Below are 21,518 nucleotides of genomic sequence, written 5' to 3'. Positions count from 1 at the left end.
TGCGTATCTTTTGTATCAAATTTCATCAGATTTCTGAAGAATCATTAGCTTAGCTATATCTGGCAAAGAATCCTAAAAACGAAAAAATAATTTGCTTGAACGATTCACCGTTTCTTTCAGCTGGATAAATATGTCAGGATAAATCTCGTAGTCGATCGTGAATTATTTATCACTGGTATTAAATCACAAAAGGATTGTCTCGATGTCCAACAATGGCTCGTCACCGCTGGTGCTTTGGTATAACCAACTCGGCATGAATGATGTAGACAGGGTTGGGGGCAAAAATGCCTCCCTTGGTGAAATGATTACAAATCTGTCGGGTATGGGCGTGTCCGTACCGAACGGGTTTGCCACCACCGCTGATGCCTTTAATCAGTTTTTGGACCAAAGCGGTGTTAACCAGCGCATTTATGAACTGCTGGATGAAACCGACATTGACGACGTTTCCGCATTAGCGAAAGCGGGCGCACAGATCCGTCAGTGGATCATTGATACGCCGTTCCAGAGCGAACTGGAAAATGCGATTCGCGATGCCTATACCCAGCTGTCCGCCGATGACGCTGAGGCCTCCTTTGCCGTGCGCTCCTCCGCGACGGCGGAAGATATGCCGGACGCCTCCTTCGCCGGTCAGCAGGAGACATTCCTTAACGTGCAGGGCTTTGACGCCGTGCTCGTCGCGGTGAAGCACGTGTTTGCTTCGCTGTTTAACGATCGCGCCATTTCCTACCGCGTGCATCAGGGATACGATCACCGCGGGGTGGCGCTCTCCGCCGGGGTGCAGAGGATGGTGCGCTCCGATCTGGCCTCGTCCGGCGTGATGTTCTCCATCGATACCGAATCCGGTTTTGATCAGGTGGTGTTTATCACCTCCGCCTGGGGGCTCGGCGAGATGGTGGTGCAGGGGGCGGTGAACCCCGATGAGTTCTACGTCCATAAACCCACGCTGGAAGCGGGCCGGCCGGCAATCGTACGCCGCACCATGGGGTCGAAAAAGATCCGCATGGTTTACGCCCCTACCCAGGAGCACGGCAAGCAGGTGCGTATCGAAGACGTGCCGCAGGCGCAGCGCGACGTCTTCTCGTTAACCGATGCGGAAGTGCAGGAGCTGGCGCAGCAAGCGGTTCAAATCGAGAAGCACTACAACCGTCCGATGGATATCGAATGGGCGAAAGACGGGCATACCGGTAAGCTGTTTATCGTGCAGGCGCGTCCGGAGACCGTCCGTTCCCGCGGCCAGGTGATGGAGCGCTATACCCTCCATGCGCAAGGACAGATTATTTCGGAAGGGCGCGCGATCGGCCATCGTATCGGCGCGGGTCCGGTGAAGGTCATTCACGATATCAGCGAAATGAACCGCATCGAGCCCGGCGACGTGCTGGTGACCGACATGACCGACCCGGACTGGGAGCCGATCATGAAAAAGGCGGCGGCGATCGTCACCAACCGCGGCGGGCGTACCTGTCATGCGGCGATTATCGCGCGTGAGCTGGGGATCCCGGCGGTAGTGGGCTGCGGTAACGCCACCGATCGCATCCAGGAAAACCAGAATGTGACCGTCTCCTGCGCCGAGGGCGATACCGGCTACGTGTATGCCGAAATCCTCGACTTCAGCGTCAAGAGCTCCACCGTTGGCGATATGCCGGATCTGCCGCTGAAGATCATGATGAACGTCGGTAACCCGGACCGCGCCTTCGACTTTGCCTGCCTGCCGAACGAAGGCGTGGGCCTGGCGCGTCTGGAGTTCATTATCAACCGTATGATTGGCGTCCACCCGCGCGCGCTGCTGGAGTTCGACGATCAGGAGCCGGGGCTGCAGAATGAAATCCGCGAGCTGATGAAAGGCTACGACTCGCCGAAAGAGTTCTACGTCGGTCGCCTGACCGAAGGGATCTCCACCCTTGGCGCGGCATTTTTCCCGAAACGGGTGATTGTGCGTCTTTCCGACTTTAAGTCTAACGAATACGCCAACCTGGTCGGCGGCGAACGTTACGAGCCGGAAGAAGAGAACCCGATGCTGGGCTTCCGCGGGGCCGGCCGCTATGTGTCAGAAAGCTTCCGCGACTGCTTCGCGCTGGAGTGTGAAGCGGTTAAGCGGGTGCGTAACGACATGGGCCTGACCAACGTCGAAATCATGGTGCCGTTTGTCCGGACCGTCGCGCAGGCAAAAGCGGTGGTTGAAGAGCTGGAACGCCAGGGCCTCAAGCGCGGCGAAAACGGCCTGAAGCTGATTATGATGTGTGAAATCCCATCGAATGCGCTGCTGGCTGAACAGTTCCTCGAATACTTCGACGGCTTCTCTATTGGTTCTAACGACATGACGCAGCTGGCGCTGGGGCTGGATCGCGACTCCGGCGTGGTCTCCGAGCTGTTCGATGAGCGTAACGACGCGGTGAAAGCGCTGCTGTCGATGGCCATCCGCGCGGCGAAGAAGCAGGGCAAGTACGTCGGTATCTGCGGACAGGGTCCGTCTGACCATGAAGATTTTGCCGCCTGGCTGATGGAAGAGGGGATCGATAGCCTTTCCCTGAACCCGGACACGGTCGTGCAAACCTGGCTCGGCCTGGCGGAGCTGAATAAGTAAGTTCTCGCTAAAACAGGCAACTGGATACTCCCCGTCAGCTCAGCAGTGGCGGGGATTTTTTGTTTTTGGGGAACTGAAAACGGACAAAAAAAAGCCCATCGTGGGAGATGGGCAAAGACTACACACAGCAATTCGTTGTTTCACTCAGGGGATTTCCATGCTTATAAATCAATGCGTTGATTTATAACCGTGAGCTAATACTAGGCACTGAGGCTTTTTGCGTCGATCGGATTCCTCTCAATAGTTAAATTAAGGTAAAGAATCTGCGAAGCAAATGCGGTTAGCAGGCAGCGGGTGGTGGAATGACGTGAAAGATAGATTAGGATTTCTTAAGCTTTAAGGCTGTCGTGCCCGACATTGATAGGGACAGAGGGGCAAAAGGCGGGTTTCCCCGCCTTTTCACTTACTTATCCTGAGCGGCTCGGGTATTGAGCTCGCTCAGCTCCTCAAGCACCAGGTCGGGGTCCTTCGGCGGCGGCGGCGCTTCGTTAACCCACGCATCGTACAGTCGCCAGGAGACCGCCAGCAGCACCGGACCGATAAACAGCCCAATCATGCCGAACGCCACCAGGCCGCCGATAACGCCGGAAAGGATCAGAATCATCGGCAGGTCGGCGCCCATACGAATCAACAGCGGACGGATAAAGTTATCCATGGTGCCGACAACGCAGCTCCAGACCAGCAGTATGGTGCCCCATGTGGTATCACCGCTCCAGTACAGCCAGATAATTGACGGTACCAGAACCAGCAAAGGACCCAGCTGCACAAGGCAGGTAAAGATCATCACCACGGTGAGCAGCGCGGCGTAAGGCACGCCGCTGACCGCAAGGCCAATACCGCCAAGCACCGCCTGGGCCAGGGCGGTGACGACCACCCCCAGCGCCACGGCGCGAATCGCCTGGCCGGCGAGGATCACCGCCGCATCGCCGCGTTTGGCCGCCAGACGGGTGGCAAAGTGGCGGAACCCATACGCAACCTGTTCGCCTCGCCAGTACAGCAGGGCGCTAAACAGCAGCATGAGTCCGCAGTAGACCAGCAGCTTGCCGATGTGCGCCGCCTGGCCAACAAACCATGTGGTGGTGGTGCCGAGATAGGGGCGAATTTTGACCATAATCGCCGTTCCCCCCATCTCCAGTAAATTGTGCCAGCCGGTATACAGCTTATCGCCAATCAGCGGAACGCTATTTAGCCACGCCAGATCCGGCGGCGTAAAGTTACCGCTGGTAATCACTTTTATTAATGGCGTGCTGTTATCCACCAGGCTGTTGACCAGCAGCGCAATAGGGATAACGAACAGTAAAAAGAGCAGCAGCGTCATCACCAGCACCGCCAGCGCGCGCTTGCCGAACAGCAGGCGCTGCAGGCGCAAAAGCACCGGCCAGGTGGCGATAACCACGGTACCGGCCCAGGCAAATGACAGGATAAATGGCTGAACGACCCACAGGCAGGAAATAATAATCAGGGACAAAAACAGCACCGACAGCAGAACTTGCGGTATGTCCCGGGGCTGATTGGGGTTAATCATGATAAAGTTTTACCTTTGCAGTCGCGTCACAAGGCTGACGCAGCGTAATTCCATGTACTGATAATAATATCAATATCTTCGCGCGCCTGATTTTGCCCTTAATTCTGGCGGGCGCATATGAAAAAAATGTGATAAAAAGTTGTGTGCACTACGCAAACGTTTAATCACTTACAACACAACATAGTCAGGCAGGGTCGAGCGTCATGATCCCACAGATTTCTCAAGCGCCAGGTGTCGTTCAGCTGGTGCTGAATTTTTTGCAGGTACTGGAGCAACAAGGTTTTACCGGCGATACCGCCACCAGCTACGCCGACAGGCTAACGATGGCGACTGATAACAGTGTATATCAACTGTTGCCGGATGCGATTTTATTCCCCCGCTCCACGGCAGACGTCGCTCTGCTGGCAAGACTGGCGGCGGAAGAACGTTTTAAATCACTGATCTTTACCCCGCGCGGGGGCGGTACCGGCACCAACGGTCAGGCGCTCAACGCCGGGATCATCGTCGATATGTCCCGCTATATGAACCGCATTATTGAAATCAACCCCGAAGAAGGGTGGGTGCGGGTGGAAGCCGGGGTCATTAAAGATCAGCTCAATCAGTTCCTTAAACCGTACGGCTACTTTTTTGCGCCGGAACTGTCGACCAGCAACCGCGCCACGCTTGGCGGGATGATCAACACCGATGCTTCCGGGCAGGGCTCGCTGGTCTACGGGAAAACCTCCGATCACGTGCTCGGCGTGCGCTCGGTGCTGATCGGCGGCGACATTCTGGATACGCAGCCGATTCCGGCGGCGCTGGCGGAAACGCTGGGCGCAGAACAGTCGGCGATCGGGCGTATTTACCGCACGGTCTATCAGCGCTGCAAAGCGCAGCGGCAGCTGGTTATCGATAAATTCCCCAAACTTAACCGCTTCCTGACGGGCTACGATTTACGCCACGTCTTTAATGACGAGATGAGCGAATTCGATCTGACCCGCATACTGACCGGTTCAGAAGGGACGCTGGCGTTTATTACCGAAGCGCGGCTGGATATTACCCGCTTACCGAAAGTACGCCGCCTGGTTAACGTTAAGTACGATTCCTTTAACTCCGCGCTGCGCAACGCGCCGTTTATGGTCGAAGCGAAGGCGCTGTCGGTCGAGACCGTCGACTCAAAAGTGCTTAATCTGGCGCGGGAAGATATTGTCTGGCATTCGGTCAGCGAGCTCATTACCGACGTTGCGGATAAAGAGATGCTGGGGCTGAATATCGTTGAGTTCGCCGGTGATGACGCCGAACTGATCGACGGCCAGGTGACAACCCTGTGCCAGCGCCTGGATGAGCTGATGGCGCGCGGCGAAGCGGGCGTTATCGGCTGGCAGGTTTGCCACGATCTGGACGGCGTTGAGCGCATCTACGCGATGCGGAAAAAAGCCGTCGGCCTGCTGGGGAATGCCAAAGGGGCCGCTAAACCGATACCCTTTGCCGAAGATACCTGCGTGCCGCCGGAGCATCTGGCCGACTATATTGTGGAATTTCGCGCGCTGCTTGACGGTCATGGCCTGAGCTACGGCATGTTTGGCCATGTGGATGCCGGCGTGCTGCACGTGCGGCCGGCGCTGGATATGTGCGATCCGCAGCAAGAGATGCTGATGAAGCGCATCTCCGATGACGTCGTAGCCTTAACCGCCAAGTATGGCGGCCTTCTGTGGGGGGAACACGGGAAAGGCTTCCGCGCCGAATATAGCCCGGCGTTCTTTGGGGCAGAACTGTTTGGCGAGCTGCGCAAGATTAAAGCCGCGTTTGACCCGGATAACCGTCTGAACCCCGGTAAAATATGCCCGCCGGAAGGCGTGGATGCGCCGATGATGAAGGTGGATGCGGTTAAGCGCGGGACCTTCGATCGGCAGATCCCCATTGCCGTGCGCAGCTCGTGGCGCGGCGCGATGGAGTGTAATGGCAACGGTCTGTGCTTCAACTTTGATGCCAAAAGCCCGATGTGTCCGTCGATGAAGGTCAGCAACCACCGTATTCACTCGCCGAAGGGGCGGGCCACGCTGGTGCGAGAATGGCTGCGCCTGCTGGCGGATCGCGGCGTCGACCCCAATCAGCTGGAAAAAGATCTGCCGGAAAAACGCGCCAGCCTGCGTACCCTGGTGGAGCGCACCCGCAATAGCTGGCACGCGCGTAAGGGAGAGTACGATTTCTCGCATGAGGTCAAGGAGGCGATGTCCGGCTGTCTGGCCTGTAAAGCCTGCTCGACCCAGTGCCCGATTAAGATCGACGTTCCGGAGTTCCGGTCGCGTTTCCTCCAGCTTTACCACAGCCGCTACCTGCGGCCGGTCCGCGATCATCTAGTGGCGGCGGTCGAATCCTACGCGCCGCTGATGGCGCATGCGCCGAAGACGTTCAACTTCTTTATTAATCAGCCGTGGATGCGCAAGCTATCGGAAAAGCATATCGGTATGGTCGATCTCCCGCTGCTCTCCGTCCCGTCGCTGAAGCAGCAGATGGTCGGCCATCGTTCGGCAAATACCACGCTGGAGCAGCTGGAAGCGCTGAGCGCAGAGCAGAAAGCGAAAAGGGTGCTGGTGGTTCAGGATCCGTTTACCAGCTATTACGATGCGCAGGTGGTTGCCGATTTTGTTCAACTGGTCGAAAAGCTAGGCTACCAGCCGGTGCTGCTGCCGTTTTCGCCAAACGGTAAAGCCCAGCATATTAAGGGCTTCCTGACGCGATTCGCGCGCACCGCGCAGAAAACCGCCGATTTCCTGAACCGGGTGGCCCAGCTCGGCATGCCGATGGTGGGGGTCGATCCGGCGCTGGTGCTCTGCTATCGCGATGAATACAACCAGGTGCTCGGCGACAAGCGCGGCGATTTCCGCGTGATGCTGGTGCATGAGTGGCTGCCGCAGGCGCTGTCGGCAACCGCTGCGCAGGAGCAGGGCGGCGAGTCGTGGTATCTGTTTGGCCACTGTACCGAGGTCACGGCGCTTCCCGCTTCCACCAAACAGTGGGCGGATATCTTCGCGCGTTTTGGCGCGAAGCTGGAAAACGTTAACGTGGGCTGCTGCGGCATGGCCGGTACCTACGGTCATGAAGTGAAGAACCACGCCAACTCGCTGGCTATCTACGCGCTCTCCTGGCAGCAGGCGATGCAGCGCCTGCCGCGTAATCGTTGTCTGGTCACCGGCTACTCCTGTCGTAGCCAGGTGAAGCGTATTGAAGGCAGCGGCGTACGCCATCCGCTGCAGGCGCTACTGGAGATTATGGGATGATTTGGAAACGTCAGAGCACCCTGGAACAGCTGAACGCCATGGGCGACGGGAATATGGTCGGCCTGCTGGATATTCGCTTCGAGGCCCTTACCGATGACGCCATCGAGGCCACCATGCCGGTAGATAGCCGCACCCATCAGCCGTTTGGGCTGCTGCACGGCGGCGCGTCGGTGGTATTAGCGGAAACTTTAGGCTCGGTGGCCGGCTATCTGTGCAGCGAAGGCGAGCAGAAGGTGGTGGGGCTGGAGGTCAATGCTAACCATATCCGTTCGGTTCGCAGCGGAAGGGTTCGCGGCGTGTGCCGCGCGCTGCACGTCGGCTCCCGTCATCAGGTGTGGCAAATCGACATCTCTGATGAACAAGGGCGCCTTTGCTGTTCGTCGCGGCTGACAACCGCAGTCATCTAAGTTAGCAAGGGGGAAATGTCCCCCTTGCTGCTTTTGTATTCCGCTTCCAGTTTCACTTTTAATAAGAAAAATCCTGGCTTATTGCTGCCTCTCCCGAGGTTTTAATTATTCACGATGCGATACTTCCGCTTGCTGATTATTTGCCCGGTACGCGTTCAGGGCGTAGACCATTATCCCCGTGCTGACAAGTCTATGTATGCTAAATATAATTTTATGAAACATCATTAATATTTATGCTAATCTTTCTATACCAGATATTTACAAGGTAACAAGAGGACGGAGTTAGCTATGGGTATCATTTCATGGATCATTTTTGGGCTTATTGCCGGTATTTTAGCCAAGTGGATTATGCCGGGGAAAGACGGCGGCGGATTTATCGTTACCGTAATTCTGGGTGTCATCGGTGCAGTTGTCGGGGGTTGGATTAGTACTTTCTTCGGCTTTGGCCGTGTAGATGGTTTTAATTTCGGCAGCTTTGTCGTGGCGGTGATTGGTGCGCTGGTTGTCCTGTTTATCTACAGGAAGATCAGGAGCTAATTCGCTCTTCGTATCAGTAACGCCATAAAGTGAAGAGGCTGCCACCATCGTTGGCAGCCTTTTTAATATTTGCACCATGCCCGACAGGGCAATATCCCCTCTCTGAACGCTTATCCCGGAATACGCCGGCAGGTCAGGCCGCGCGGGGGAACGGTACGATTTCGATTTGGATCGGGTTCGTAGCGAATAGACTGGCCTGTCCGGCGACGGCGAGTCGTACTGATTTTACGGGGGGGAAGAGGTTAATCGAGCAACACGCTAATAATTAACAACACGACCATACACATCGACATGACATCTGTTTCTATATCCATAATTCAGTACTACACAGGTTCCCGAACGGTCGCCAGGGCGACATTGCGTAAAAGATGAAGGAAATTTAGCAGCGCATTCTACATGAGCCAGTCAGCAGTGAATAAATCTTTATTTCTGTGAAATGACAATACTTATAATGAAAACGAATAGAATTTGTTGCATGAATGCATTTCGGCGCGCAGGCCGGATCGCGAGAGGGCAGAAAGCCCAATCCGCATAATCAGTACTTAGCAGGAAGTTTGTTGATTTTTATGAGTTTCCCCTCTTCCATTTCGATAAAACCACCGGTTTTCAGCGCCGCCAGAATGCGCATTACGCCGCTGCGGGAAAGCCGGGTTTTCTCTCTGATATATCTTTCAGCCGTCACGCTGTAGCGATAACCCTCCTCTTCCTCCATGAGCTTGATCAGCTGCTGGCGAATCATCTCGTACGCCGTTGGCGTGCCCTGGGGCATAACGTTATGATAGAGGCGGTTATAGACAAACATCAGCTGTTTAGAGAGCAGTCCCCATAGCGCCTTCTCTCTAATGATTTCCTCGACGCGACGGGTTGTGAGTACGCCAATCTGGCACGGCGTGACGGTTTTAAAATAGTCATCAAAGTAAATGTCCGTCAGGTTAGCGAGGCCGAAAAGGGCGGGACTGAGCGCCGTGGAAAGCATCATATTGTCACTTCTTCGGTATATCGCTATCGTCCCCTCCAGAAGGAGATAACACATCCCCTGACCGTTAACCTGAAGATCAAACTGCTCGCCGCGGCCCGTTCGGTACGTCGTGCAGTAGGGCTGCAAATGAGAAATAAATTCCTGTGCGTAAGGGGAGCCGCGGAAGGGTTGATTTGCAGATGGCATAGTCAGAAAATCCTGAAGGAGATCGGACTTATTATAACCTCGCGCGTATCTCTTGCCACTCCGAAGATACATGAACAATCAATACTTTCGCGGCAGGTGGTGGATGTCAATCAGCACTCCGCGCTCCATGGTAATGTATTTACCCGTTCGTAGCTCTGCGAGGATGCGCATAACGCCGCTGCGGGAAAGATAGGTTCGACTTTTGATATAGGCCGCCGCGGTGATACTTTGCCGGATAGCTTCGGGCTCTTGCATTAATTCAACAAGTTGAAAACGAATGATGTCATAGGCTGACATTTGCGATATTTGCGCGCAGTGCTCATAAACCCGCGATGCGGTATAGATCAGCAGCTTTGAAAAATGCTCCCATAAGTTCTGTTGCGCCACTACGCGATTAAACGTTTCCAGCGAAACGGCCGCAATTTCCGATGTTTCCAGTACCCTGACGTAAAGTCGTTCAGAGGAAAACTGGCTACACACGCCGAGAAGAAATGGCGATGACTCAGAATTTAAAACAATCCCGTCTCCGCGACGATGCAGCGCGACGCTGCCCTGGATAAGTAAAAAACACTGACGAACGTTATTATCGTAATAATGGACGATCTCCCCTTTCGAGACTATTCGTCTCTCGGCGTACGGCAGGACATTATCAATTAATTTCTCAATGTGCTTAAAGGGTTTTATCTCAAGTACTTCCGCTGGTTCGTTGCCGAATTCAGGAATAATTCTCGTGTTCATAAGATACCTCACTAACTTATGCGATCGTTTTTTGATCGATGTTGGGAATTATCTTAAAAAACAGCATCTCAGGGAATATTGGCGCCGGGTCTAATAATAGACTTGGGTGGATTATGGTTATAATTAATTGATTTTATTGATTTTGTCTCGCCAGTCCAAAAGTAGACCGGGGTCAGTGTGATTAAGTAATTTCTTAATTTGAATGTTTTATTTTTGTTAATTTCGAGTCTACATTTAGACCGCGAAATAGATTGTGCGCTGAAAAAATGTTGTATAAATTTTGTCTCGTCGGCAGGGGTAATCCGGTTTTAATAAAATGAAATAGTGGTGTGATATATACCACTGTTTCCCGGCAATATATTAAAGCAATGGCAAAATGCGTTTATTAAATATTTTGCCTGAATGTAAATAAAGTAAAACAGGATGTGTCGTTATGAAAAAGAAAATTGTTATTGCGATACTTGCAGCAGGTTCTGCATTATCAATGACTCAGGCTTTCGCAGCAACGGGTACCGTTAATTTTAATGGCAATATTTTGGATGCCGCCTGCGACATCGATGTCGCGTCAAAGGACCAGGTGGTTGTTTTGGGCGATTATTATAAAACTGAATTTCCGGTAGCCGGTTCGAGAACCGCCGCGACGAAATTCGATATTATTTTGAAGAACTGTCCGGTGACGGTTAACAATGCCAAAGTCCGCTTTGATGGCACGCCTGATTTAAGTAACTCCAGCCTGCTGGCTATTGACTCGTCGGTCGCTGGCGCAGCCTCCGGTGTCGCGATTAATCTGATGACGGCGGATAAAGCCGATCTGCCTCTGCACGGCAGCAACGGTTACTCCTACCCGCTCACCAGCACCGCTGATAATACGCTGAATTTCTATGCTCAGTATGTGTCGACCACTGCGACGGTGGTTGCCGGCCCAGCTAACTCGGTCGCGAACTTCTCAGTGGTTTACAACTAAGTTTCTGCAGTAATCAGTAGGGGGCCGGCCCGGCCCCTTTGTTTTAAGAGGTATTAAATGCGTTTTATCAGAACAATTGGCCTGGCGATAACAATGTTAACGCTGGTGCAGGCAACCGCCACTGCCGGGGTAATTATTGGCGGCACGCGGATCATTTTCGATGGTGCAAAAAAAGAAGCGTCAATCAGCGTTAATAATCCTGATGCGACGCCTTATTTAATTCAGTCATGGATAGATGAGCAGGAAGGTGGTTCTGGTAAAGCGCCTTTTATTATTACACCGCCGATGTATCGCCTCGACAGCGGACAAAAAAATATTGAGCGAATTGTCGCGACAGGTTCACTGCCTCAGGCCAAAGAAAGTTTATTCTGGATAAATATTAAAGCGATTCCCTCGGCATCAAAGCAGATGAACTCCCTGCAAATTGCCGTAAAAACGCGTATCAAGCTGATTTATCGTCCCGTTACGCTTCGCGCCTCAACGCCGGAGGAACAGGCAAATAAACTCACCTGGCAAAGAAGCGGCAATGAACTTCAGGTTAATAACCCAACGCCTTACGTCATTAATTTCAATGAAATTACCGTGGGCGGAAAAATGCTTGCCCAGGTGACCTACGTCATGCCGGGTTCGACCACCCGGTTCCGCTTGCCGGACGGGGCCTCCGGCAATGCCCTGACATTTAAAGTTATTAATGACTACGGCAGCCCCGGTCCGTCACATCAAGCCAGTTTGTAATCCCTGAACAAATGGCAAGCCCAGCGTTAAATAGGTAATTGCGATGACAATAAAAAATAATAAGTTGCGACCTGCTCGTCTTGCTACGCTTATCGCCATAGTGTTGAGCGGTTTCTCTCCGGAACTGTATGCCAGTGATTCGTTTAATACGGCCCTGGTAGAGCTGGATAATCCCGGCGTGGGCAAAGCGGATTTATCGGCTTTTGAATCGGGCTCTCAGGCGCCGGGAACATACCATGTGGATATTATTCTTGATGACCAGTTAATGGACACCCGGGATATTCCTTTTTCGATGGCAAAGACCGGGGGCGGTAATGAGGTATTGCAGCCCTGTCTGAGCGTGGAACAATTAAAACAGTGGGGAGTGAAAACCGAACTTTTTCCCCAGCTGTCGGTAGAAAATAGTGATTGCGCCAATCTCCAGGCTATTCCGCAAGCCAGCGCTGATTTTCAGTTTGGCGCCCAGCGGCTGGTTATCAGCATTCCCCAGGCGGCGATCGACCTGCCGGCCAGGGGCTATGTACCGCCGGAAATGTGGGATGAGGGGATTACTGCGGCATTGCTCAATTACAGCCTGAGCGGAGCGAACACTCGGGCGAAAACGGGCCAGGGCGGCAGAAGCGACAGCCAGTATGCGAACCTGCGTCCGGGGATCAATATAGGGCCGTGGCGTTTTCGCAACTATACCACCTGGTCACGGGAGTCCTCCGGCCAGGATAAATGGGATACCGTTTATACCTACGCGCAGCGGGCCATTATTCCTCTGAAAGCCCAGCTTACCGTTGGTGACAGCTCCGCGCCTGCCGACGTGTTCGACAGTATGCCGTTTCGCGGCGGCCAGCTGGCATCCGATGACGACATGCTGCCGGATTCTCTTAAGGGCTATGCGCCCGTAGTACGCGGCATCGCCCGAACCAATGCGCAGGTCGTGGTGCGCCAGAACGGCTACCAGATCTACCAAAGCTACGTTGCGCCGGGCGCCTTTGAAATCACGGATATGTATCCTACCGGCGGGGCAGGCGATCTCGACGTGACGATTAAGGAAGCCGATGGCAGCGAACAGCACTTCACGCTGCCCTACGCCTCGCTGCCGGTACTGCAGCGGGAAGGCCGGTTCAAATACGCCATCACCAGCGGGCAGTATCGTTCATATAACAGCAGCGTGGATAAAACCCCTTTCGGGCAGGCAACGGCAATTTATGGCCTGCAGCATGGCTTTACCCTCTATGGCGGCCTGCAGGAGTCAAGCAAATATCAGTCGCTGGCATTCGGCGTGGGTAAAAATATGGGGGCGTTAGGCGCTATCTCCACGGATGTCACGCAGGCCTGGTCAACGCCGGATAAAACGGATAAATCGCGCGGCCAATCCTGGCGAGCGCGATACAGCAAAAACTTCATCGATACCGGGACCAACTTTTCCATTGCGGGATACCGCTATTCCACCAGCGGCTATTACGGGATGCAGGAAGTTCTGGATTCATATGGAGACAGCAGCGCGCTGCAGGACCGCAGGCGTAACCGCGCGGAGCTGACGATGAGCCAGACGCTGAGCCGCGAACTGGGCTCGCTAACCCTCAGCGCGGCGAGGGAAGATTACTGGAACTCCGCCAGGTCGATGGCTTCGTGGAGCGTCGGATACAACAACTACTGGCGCAATATCAGCTACGGCCTGACCTGGACATACAGCAAAAATGGCAGCGCGACGTCAAACGACAGCGCGAATAACAGCGCCCACGACCAGCTGCTGGCGTTTAACGTCAGCGTACCGTTGGATAAATTCCTCCCGCAAACGTGGGCCAGCTATGGCATGAACGCCAGCAAGAATGGTGGAACGACGCATAATATCGGCATGAACGGGGTCGCGCTGGAGAACAACTCGCTGAACTGGAACGTCCAGCAGGGTTACGGTACGGATGGCGTGGGTTACACCGGCAATATGAACGGTGACTATAAAGGGACGTACGGCGAAGTGACGGCGGGGTATAGCTACGACAAAAACAGCGAGCGGCTTAATTATGGTCTGCAGGGGGGCGTTATCGCCCACGCCGATGGCATCACGCTTTCCCAACCGCTCGGTGAAACCAATGCCCTGATAAAAGCCCCCGGCGCACACGGCGTGAATATTCGCAACCAACCCGGCGCGCGCACGGACTACCGGGGATATACGGTAGTCAGCAATATTTCCGTCTATCGAAAAAACGACCTGACGCTCGATCCGCAAAATATGCCTGAGGATGTAGAGCTGGAGATAAACACCGACACGGTTACCCCGACGCGAGGCGCGGTGGTGCGCGCCGATTATCTTTCCAAAGTGGGGCGCAGGGTCCTGATGACCTTAACCGACAATAACCGCTTCGTGCCGTTCGGGGCGGTGGTGACGCTTGCGGATGATAATAAGAGCAGCTTTATCGTTGGCGATCGCGGCCAGGTTTTTTTAAGCGGAATGCGCGAGCAGGGGGCGATCTTCGTCACGTGGGGCCGCCAGTCCAGCCAACAGTGCCGTGCTGATTTCAGCCTGCCGAAACAATCAACCTACGCTGGAATAACAGAAGTTAGCGCCAGTTGCCACCAGGAACGTTAAACATGAGATTGATTTACTCTGTTATTTTGCTCGGCTTGATAGCCGGATGGAATAGCGCGCGTGCCGGAACCTGCACCACCATTACCCCGCAGATCTCCACTCTGTCCGTGGGAACGATTACCGTACCGCGTGATGCGCCGGTCGGGACCGTTATTTTTTCGGGGGGCGGGACATATACGGGCTCTTACCTTTCCGGCTGTACTAACCCACTCATGCTGGGTTTCAGCATGCGATATAATAATGCGACGCTGAGCAGCTACGGTAATCACGTTTACAACACTAATATTAGCGGTATTGGTATTCGTTTTTCATCAAACGCTTATTTTGAAAATCCAAGTAATACATTCTCCTATAACGCACAGACCTCTTATGTCGACTGGTACGGCGGCAACATACAGCTGGTGGTGACCGGGCAGGTATCATCGGGCGCATTAACGCCGGGAACGATCGGGGTGGTGACGCTCCAGGGCAGCGACGGCGTCTACCGTGATGGCCTGACCGCAACGCTGACCGATGGGACAATCAACGCCCTGGCCTGCAGTATCACTACGCCTCAGTTGAACTTCATCATTGGCGATATTCCCGCTTCAACGTTCGGCTCGACGGTAGGCACCACGCCCGCTGGCGCGCAGAATACGCAAAATCTGGGGTTAAGCTGCAGCGCCGGCACCAATATCACCGTTTCGCTGAGCGGCGTACAAAATCCCGATAGCGCCAACCCCAGCGTAATGGCATTAACGGGGCAGGGCAGCGCCGGGACGGCAAAAGGCGTCGGCGTGCAGCTTTTATATAATGGCGCGCCGCTGTCCATCAATAGCCCGCTGTTATTAAAACGGTCATCGGGCGGGCAAGAAACGCTGCCGCTGACGGCCCGTTATTATCAGACCTTAACTTCCGTTGAGTCCGGCTCGGCAAATGCGACCGCCACGCTTAATTTGACGTACCAGTAACGGGTGAAAAAATGAAAATACGCCATAAAAAATTGCTTATTCTGACGCTGCTGTGCTGGAACGTTTTTTCTGCCGACAGCGTGACGATGGGGGTGACGGGAAATATTGTCGCCTCGCCCTGTATATTCAATGGGGGAAACAGCAACCTCGATGTCAATCTGGGCGATATTCAGGCAACCAACATGGCCACGCCCGGGTCATCCTCCGACCCTGTGGCCTTTAATTTACTGTTTACCAACTGTCCGACGGGAACGCGCAGCGTAACGGCCTCCTTCACCGGCACTCCCGATCCGCTTGCCGGTCCTGACTATTATCTGAATAGCGGTACGGCAACCAACGTGGCGGTAGCGATGAGTGAAGCGGGCAGCGGCGCGCTAAAGGGAACGGGTTCCAGCATCACCCACAATATCGCGGCTGACAGAACCGCAACCCTGGCTATGCAGGCCTCGGTAAAATCGGTGTCAGGCGGGGCGACGCCCGGAAGCGTCAGTGCCGTTGTGGTCATGACGCTGCAGTACAATTAAACGGGCATCCGTTTAGCGATACGCGGTAGCGCCTTGATCGCCGCCATGGCGCTGCCCTTTTAATTTCCGTGGTTATCGCGGTCTTTTTGCCTCATGACCGGGAAAGATAACGTCCGCCATTTCTCCTTTTTACCCGCAGGACGTGATTGTGACTCTTTTGCCCTTCACGGCGGGTTCTGTGCAACGCAAATTCGCTATCTCAAAAATAGGTATTTCCGATGCATATTTTAACTTTCCTGCAATTTCTACCTTTCTGTCACTGAAATGCATTATTAATCAATGCATTGAACAATTTATTCCATCTCCGATATCTCTTCTGTCAGGGTCTATGCTTATAAAAAGCACTGAATGGGGAAATACCCCTTCTCTGCATGGGTTGAAGTGATAATCATTATCACTAACATAGCGATATGGCCCGATGGCGTCAACCTATGAGGTAGAGCGATGAATTCACATGCAGGAACTTTCAATCCCGAAGATTTTAGCTGGCGTGGGCTGGCCATGACCCCAGCCGCCGCCGCCCATATTCGCGATCTGGTCCGCAAACAGCCGGATATGCAGGGGCTGCGGCTTGGCGTTAAAACCAGCGGCTGCGCCGGTTTTGGCTACGTTCTCGAGCTAATTGCTGAACCGGCGAAAGACGATCTGTTATTTGAGCGCGATGGCGCGAAGCTGTGGGCGCCGCTTCAGGCGATGCCGTTTATCGACGGCACCGAGCTCGATTACGTTCGCGAAGGCTTAAATCAAATCTTCAAATTTCATAACCCTAAAGCCCAGCACGAATGCGGCTGCGGCGAAAGTTTTGGCGTTCAGGCGGAGTAACTATGTCTCGTAATACTGAAGCAACTGACGATGTCAAAACCTGGAGCGGCGGGCCACTCAACTATAAAGAGGGCTTTTTCACTCAGCTACGGACCGATGAGCTGGCGAAAGGCATAAATGAAGAGGTGGTCAGGGCGATTTCTGCGCGCCGCAATGAGCCAGAATGGATGCTGGAGTTTCGTCTGAACGCGTTTAAGGCCTGGCAGGCGATGGAAGAGCCGCACTGGCTGAAGGCGCACTACGACAAGCTGAACTATCAGGATTACAGCTATTATTCAGCCCCCTCCTGCGGCAACTGCGATGACGCCTGCGCCTCTGAGCCCGGCGCGCTGCAGCAAACGGGGTCCAGCGCGTTTCTGACCAGCGAAGTCGAAGAGGCGTTTAACCTTCTCGGCGTGCCGGTGCGGGAAGGACGAGAAGTGGCCGTCGACGCCATTTTTGACTCGGTTTCGGTGGCGACCACCTATCGCGAAAAGCTGGCGGAACAGGGGATTATTTTCTGTTCCTTCGGCGAAGCGATCCACGATCACCCGGAACTGGTGAAGAAATACCTCGGCACCGTGGTGCCGGGCAACGACAACTTCTTTGCCGCCCTCAACGCGGCGGTGGCGTCCGACGGCACCTTTATCTATGTGCCCAAAGGCGTACGCTGCCCGATGGAGCTGTCGACCTATTTCCGCATCAACGCGGAAAAAACCGGCCAGTTCGAACGCACCATTCTGGTGGCCGACGAAGGCAGCTACGTGAGCTATATCGAAGGCTGTTCGGCGCCGGTACGCGATAGCTACCAGCTGCACGCGGCGGTGGTCGAGGTGATTATTCATAAAGACGCCGAGGTGAAGTACTCCACGGTGCAAAACTGGTTCCCCGGCGACAACAATACCGGCGGGATCCTCAACTTCGTCACCAAGCGCGCCCTGTGCGAAGGCGAGAACAGCAAAATGTCGTGGACCCAGTCGGAAACCGGCTCGGCGATCACCTGGAAGTATCCGAGCTGCATTCTGCGCGGGGATAACTCCATCGGCGAGTTCTTCTCGGTGGCGCTGACCAGCGGCCATCAGCAGGCGGACACCGGCACCAAGATGATCCATATCGGCAAAAACACCCGTTCGACGATTATCTCGAAGGGCATTTCCGCCGGCCACAGCCAGAACAGCTATCGCGGTCTGGTCAAAATCATGCCGACGGCGACCAACGCGCGCAACTTCACCCAGTGTGACTCCATGCTGATTGGCCCGGACAGCGGGGCGCATACCTTCCCGTACGTGGAATGCCGCAACAACAGCGCGCAGCTGGAGCACGAAGCGACCACCTCCCGTATCGGCGAAGATCAGCTGTTCTACTGCCTGCAGCGCGGAATCAGCGAAGACGATGCGATTTCGATGATCGTCAACGGTTTCTGTAAAGACGTCTTCTCAGAGCTGCCGCTGGAGTTTGCCGTAGAAGCGCAAAAATTACTGGCAATTAGCCTTGAACACAGCGTCGGCTGATAACAAAGGAAATAAGATGTTAAGTATAAAAAATTTGCAGGTCGCCGTTGAAGACAAAGCGATCCTGCGCGGGCTGGATCTGGAGGTTCGCCCCGGCGAAGTGCACGCCATTATGGGCCCGAACGGCTCCGGGAAAAGTACGCTCTCCGCTACGCTGGCCGGGCGTGAAGACTATGAAGTGACCGGCGGCAGCGTGGCGTTTAAAGGCAAAGATTTACTGGAACTCTCCCCTGAAGATCGCGCCGGTGAAGGCATCTTCATGGCCTTCCAGTATCCGGTGGAAATTCCCGGCGTCAGCAATCAGTTTTTCCTGCAAACCGCGCTCAACGCCGTGCGCAGCTATCGTGGCCAGGAGCAGCTTGACCGTTTTGACTTCCAGGACCTGATGGAAGACAAAATAAAGCTGCTGAAGATGCCGGAGGATCTGCTGACCCGCTCGGTTAACGTCGGCTTCTCCGGCGGCGAGAAAAAGCGCAACGATATCCTGCAGATGGCGGTGCTGGAACCGGAGCTGTGCATCCTGGACGAGTCCGATTCCGGGCTGGATATCGACGCGCTGAAGATTGTCTCTGACGGCGTCAACTCCCTGCGCGACGGCAAGCGCTCTTTTATTATCGTCACCCACTATCAGCGCATTCTCGATTATATCAAGCCGGATTACGTCCACGTGCTGTACCAGGGGCGAATCGTCAAATCCGGCGATTTTACTCTGGTCAAACAACTGGAGGAGCAGGGCTATGGCTGGCTTACCGAACAGCAGTAACGCGCTGCAGCAGTGGCACCATCTGTTTGAGTCCCAAAGCGGGCAGCGCAGCCCGCAGGCGCATCAGCACCTGCAACAGCTGCTGCGCCTGGGGTTGCCAACGCGTAAACACGAAAACTGGAAATATACCCCGCTGGACGCGCTACTGAATCAGACCTTTGTCGCCGCTCAGCCGCAGACGCTGACGGCGGCCCGGCGCGACGAACTGGCGCTAACGGTAGAGGCATGGCGGCTGGTGTTTGTCGACGGTCAGTTTAGCGCGAGCCTGAGCGACGATCTGGCCGCCAGCGGCTATGAAGTGCAGGTGGATAACGAGCGTCAGCAGCTGCCTGACGCCGTTCAGCCCGAAGTGTTTCTGCATTTGACCGAAAGCCTGGCGACCACCGTTACCCATATTCGGGTCAGGCGCAACCAGCGCCCGGATAAACCGCTGCTGATTATGCACCTGACGCGCGGGCTGGCGAGCGATGAAATGAACACCGCCCACTATCGCCACCATCTGGCGCTGGAGAGCGGCGCGCAGGCGACCATCATCGAACACTATCTGAGCCTTAACGATGAGCGCCACTTTACCGGCGCAAGGCTGACGATGACCGTGGCGGATAACGCCCACCTGCAGCATATCAAGCTGGCGTTTGAGAACGCGCAAAGCTACCACTTTGCCCATAACGACCTGGCGCTCGGGCGCGACGCCTCCGCTTTCAGCAGCAGTTTTCTGCTCGGTAGTTCGGTGCTGCGCCACCACACCAGCACGCAGTTGAAGGGGGAAAACAGCACCCTGCGGATTAACTCGCTGGCGATGCCGGTCAACGGCGAAGTCTGCGACAGTCGCACCTGGCTCGATCATCAGGTCGGGTACTGTAACAGCCGCCAGCTGCATAAAACCATCGTCAACGATAAAGGGCGGGCGGTGTTTAATGGCCTGATTAACGTCGCGCAGCATGCGATCAAAACCGACGGCCAGATGACTAACAACAACCTGCTGCTGGGCCGCTTATCCGAAGTGGATACCAAGCCGCAGCTGGAGATTTACGCTGACGACGTGAAGTGCAGCCACGGGGCGACCATCGGGCGTATTGATGACGAACAGCTGTTTTATCTGCGCTCGCGCGGCATTACGCAGCAGGCGGCGCAGCAGATGATTCTTTACGCCTTTGCCGCGGAGCTCACGGAAGCGATCGACGATGAGGCGCTCAGGCAGCAGATACTGGCGCGTATTGGCCAGCGTTTGCCGGGAGGTAAGGCATGACATTTTCTGTGGAACGCGTGCGCGCGGATTTCCCGCTTCTCAATCGCGAGGTTAATGGCCAGCCGCTGGCCTACCTCGACAGCGCCGCCAGCGCGCAGAAGCCGGAGGCGGTGATTAACGCCGAGGCGGAATTTTACCGCCACGGCTATGCGGCGGTGCATCGCGGCATTCATACCCTCAGCGCGGAAGCTACGGCGAGCATGGAGCAGGTGCGCCAGCGGGCGGCGACGTTCCTCAACGCCCGCTCGGCGGAGGAACTGGTGTTTGTTCGCGGCACCACGGAAGGCATTAACCTCGTGGCGAACAGCTGGGGAAACGCCAACGTCGGCGCGGGCGACAACATCATCGTCAGCGCGATGGAGCATCACGCCAATATCGTGCCGTGGCAGATGCTGTGCGCCAGAGTGGGGGCGCAGCTGCGGGTGATCCCGCTGAATCAGGACGGTACGCTGCAGCTGGATGCAATCCCCGGCCTGTTTGACGAGCGTACCCGCCTGCTGGCCATTACCCAGGTATCGAACGTGCTGGGAACCGAAAATCCCATCGCCGCTCTGACGGCGTTGGCCCATCAGCACGGCGCCAAAGTGCTGGTGGACGGCGCGCAGGCGGTGATGCATCATCCGGTGGACGTGCAGGCGCTGGAGTGCGACTTTTACGCCTTCTCCGCCCACAAGCTGTACGGTCCCACCGGCATCGGCGTGCTCTACGTCAAGCAGGACATTTTGCAGGAGATGGCGCCGTGGGAAGGGGGCGGGTCGATGATCGCCACGGTCAGCCTGACGGAAGGCACGACCTGGGCAAAAGCGCCGTGGCGCTTCGAGGCGGGAACGCCGAATACCGGCGGCATCATCGGGCTGGGCGCGGCGCTGGATTACGTCAGCGCGCTGGGGCTGACGCACATCGCGGAATATGAACAGACCCTGATGCGCTACGCGCTGCAGGCGCTGGAGAACGTGGCGGATTTAACCCTTTACGGCCCGCAAGATCGCCTGGGAGCGATCGCCTTTAATCTCGGCAAACATCATGCTTATGATGTCGGCAGCTTCCTCGATAACTACGGTATTGCGGTGCGGACCGGGCACCACTGCGCCATGCCGCTGATGGCGTTCTACGGCGTGCCGGCCATGTGTCGGGCATCGCTGGCGATGTACAATACGACGGAGGAGGTGGACCGACTGGTAGCGGGGCTACAGCGGATCCACAAATTATTAAGCTAAAGGAAGCAAC

17 protein-coding genes and 1 other RNA gene are annotated in these 21,518 nt (G+C 55.2%); 14 read left to right on the top strand and 4 right to left on the bottom strand.

Features of this window, described 5'->3' with window-relative positions; translation table 11 throughout:
• The first annotated feature begins 202 nt into the window (after nucleotides 1–202).
• Nucleotides 203–2,581, top strand: coding sequence for a phosphoenolpyruvate synthase (ppsA, locus tag ABLV30_RS18705; protein ID WP_014229722.1), 2,379 nt, complete (start codon nucleotides 203–205; stop codon nucleotides 2,579–2,581).
• An 83-nt stretch (nucleotides 2,582–2,664) separates the two neighbouring features.
• On the opposite strand, the gene rprA is transcribed toward ppsA, so the two are convergent.
• Nucleotides 2,665–2,772: antisense sRNA RprA (rprA, locus tag ABLV30_RS18700), an RNA gene on the bottom strand.
• Nucleotides 2,773–2,984: 212 nt separating this feature from the next.
• Entirely contained in the window at nucleotides 2,985–4,106 is a 1,122-nt protein-coding gene (ydiK, locus tag ABLV30_RS18695) for an AI-2E family transporter YdiK (RefSeq protein ID WP_025108221.1), read from the bottom strand.
• A gap of 203 nt (nucleotides 4,107–4,309) precedes the next feature.
• On the opposite strand from ydiK, the gene ABLV30_RS18690 reads away from it, so the two are divergent.
• From ABLV30_RS18690 to ABLV30_RS18680, 3 genes are all read left to right on the top strand, one after another.
• Entirely contained in the window at nucleotides 4,310–7,366 is a 3,057-nt protein-coding gene (locus tag ABLV30_RS18690; RefSeq protein ID WP_025108220.1) for an FAD-binding and (Fe-S)-binding domain-containing protein, read from the top strand.
• Nucleotides 7,363–7,773, top strand: a complete 411-nt coding sequence (menI, locus tag ABLV30_RS18685; RefSeq protein ID WP_032749885.1) for a 1,4-dihydroxy-2-naphthoyl-CoA hydrolase — start codon at nucleotides 7,363–7,365, stop codon at nucleotides 7,771–7,773. Before ABLV30_RS18690 ends, menI begins: the two co-directional genes overlap by 4 nt.
• Nucleotides 7,774–8,061: 288 nt before the next feature.
• Nucleotides 8,062–8,310 carry a GlsB/YeaQ/YmgE family stress response membrane protein gene (locus tag ABLV30_RS18680; RefSeq protein ID WP_004102935.1) on the top strand — a complete coding sequence of 83 codons (249 nt, stop codon included), beginning with the start codon at nucleotides 8,062–8,064 and terminating at the stop codon, nucleotides 8,308–8,310.
• A gap of 535 nt (nucleotides 8,311–8,845) precedes the next feature.
• Here ABLV30_RS18680 and ABLV30_RS18675 read toward each other — a convergent pair.
• The gene (locus tag ABLV30_RS18675; RefSeq protein WP_025108218.1) at nucleotides 8,846–9,475 is read right to left on the bottom strand and encodes a helix-turn-helix domain-containing protein; all 630 of its coding nucleotides are present in this window, start codon (nucleotides 9,473–9,475) and stop codon (nucleotides 8,846–8,848) included.
• Nucleotides 9,476–9,553: 78 nt separating this feature from the next.
• On the bottom strand, nucleotides 9,554–10,213 hold the full coding sequence (locus ABLV30_RS18670; protein ID WP_025108217.1) for a winged helix-turn-helix transcriptional regulator: 660 nt from the start codon (nucleotides 10,211–10,213) through the stop codon (nucleotides 9,554–9,556).
• A gap of 433 nt (nucleotides 10,214–10,646) precedes the next feature.
• Here ABLV30_RS18670 and ABLV30_RS18665 point away from each other — a divergent pair, with 433 nt between their 5' ends.
• The 10 genes from ABLV30_RS18665 (at nucleotide 10,647) to sufS (ending at nucleotide 21,508) form a co-directional block, all read left to right on the top strand.
• The gene (locus ABLV30_RS18665) at nucleotides 10,647–11,177 is read left to right on the top strand and encodes a fimbrial protein (protein WP_348865641.1); all 531 of its coding nucleotides are present in this window, start codon (nucleotides 10,647–10,649) and stop codon (nucleotides 11,175–11,177) included.
• A 57-nt stretch (nucleotides 11,178–11,234) separates the two neighbouring features.
• On the top strand, nucleotides 11,235–11,912 hold the full coding sequence (locus ABLV30_RS18660) for a molecular chaperone (RefSeq protein WP_025108215.1): 678 nt from the start codon (nucleotides 11,235–11,237) through the stop codon (nucleotides 11,910–11,912).
• Nucleotides 11,913–11,955: 43 nt separating this feature from the next.
• Nucleotides 11,956–14,493, top strand: coding sequence for a fimbria/pilus outer membrane usher protein (locus ABLV30_RS18655; protein WP_064358128.1), 2,538 nt, complete (start codon nucleotides 11,956–11,958; stop codon nucleotides 14,491–14,493).
• A gap of 2 nt (nucleotides 14,494–14,495) precedes the next feature.
• A complete protein-coding gene (locus ABLV30_RS18650; RefSeq protein ID WP_025108213.1) occupies nucleotides 14,496–15,443 on the top strand; it encodes a fimbrial protein in 948 nt (315 codons plus the stop codon).
• A gap of 11 nt (nucleotides 15,444–15,454) precedes the next feature.
• Nucleotides 15,455–15,967 (top strand): fimbrial protein, encoded by a 513-nt coding sequence (locus ABLV30_RS18645; RefSeq protein WP_154950526.1) that lies wholly within the window; start codon nucleotides 15,455–15,457, stop codon nucleotides 15,965–15,967.
• A 444-nt stretch (nucleotides 15,968–16,411) separates the two neighbouring features.
• Nucleotides 16,412–16,789 carry a Fe-S cluster assembly scaffold SufA gene (gene sufA / locus ABLV30_RS18640; protein WP_046877605.1) on the top strand — a complete coding sequence of 126 codons (378 nt, stop codon included), beginning with the start codon at nucleotides 16,412–16,414 and terminating at the stop codon, nucleotides 16,787–16,789.
• Nucleotides 16,790–16,791: 2 nt separating this feature from the next.
• On the top strand, nucleotides 16,792–18,279 hold the full coding sequence (sufB, locus tag ABLV30_RS18635) for a Fe-S cluster assembly protein SufB (protein WP_014229711.1): 1,488 nt from the start codon (nucleotides 16,792–16,794) through the stop codon (nucleotides 18,277–18,279).
• A gap of 16 nt (nucleotides 18,280–18,295) precedes the next feature.
• Nucleotides 18,296–19,042, top strand: coding sequence for a Fe-S cluster assembly ATPase SufC (gene sufC, locus ABLV30_RS18630; protein ID WP_004851743.1), 747 nt, complete (start codon nucleotides 18,296–18,298; stop codon nucleotides 19,040–19,042).
• Entirely contained in the window at nucleotides 19,017–20,291 is a 1,275-nt protein-coding gene (gene sufD / locus ABLV30_RS18625) for a Fe-S cluster assembly protein SufD (RefSeq protein ID WP_025108211.1), read from the top strand. The genes sufC and sufD overlap by 26 nt, the downstream gene beginning before the upstream one ends.
• A complete protein-coding gene (gene sufS, locus ABLV30_RS18620) occupies nucleotides 20,288–21,508 on the top strand; it encodes a cysteine desulfurase SufS (protein WP_032694061.1) in 1,221 nt (406 codons plus the stop codon). Before sufD ends, sufS begins: the two co-directional genes overlap by 4 nt.
• The last annotated feature ends 10 nt before the right edge of the window (nucleotides 21,509–21,518 follow it).

Origin of the sequence: Klebsiella sp. CN_Kp113, assembly GCF_040064585.1 — a bacterium.
GTDB lineage: Bacteria > Pseudomonadota > Gammaproteobacteria > Enterobacterales > Enterobacteriaceae > Klebsiella > Klebsiella michiganensis.
This window is presented reverse-complemented; position numbering and strand designations above follow the sequence as displayed.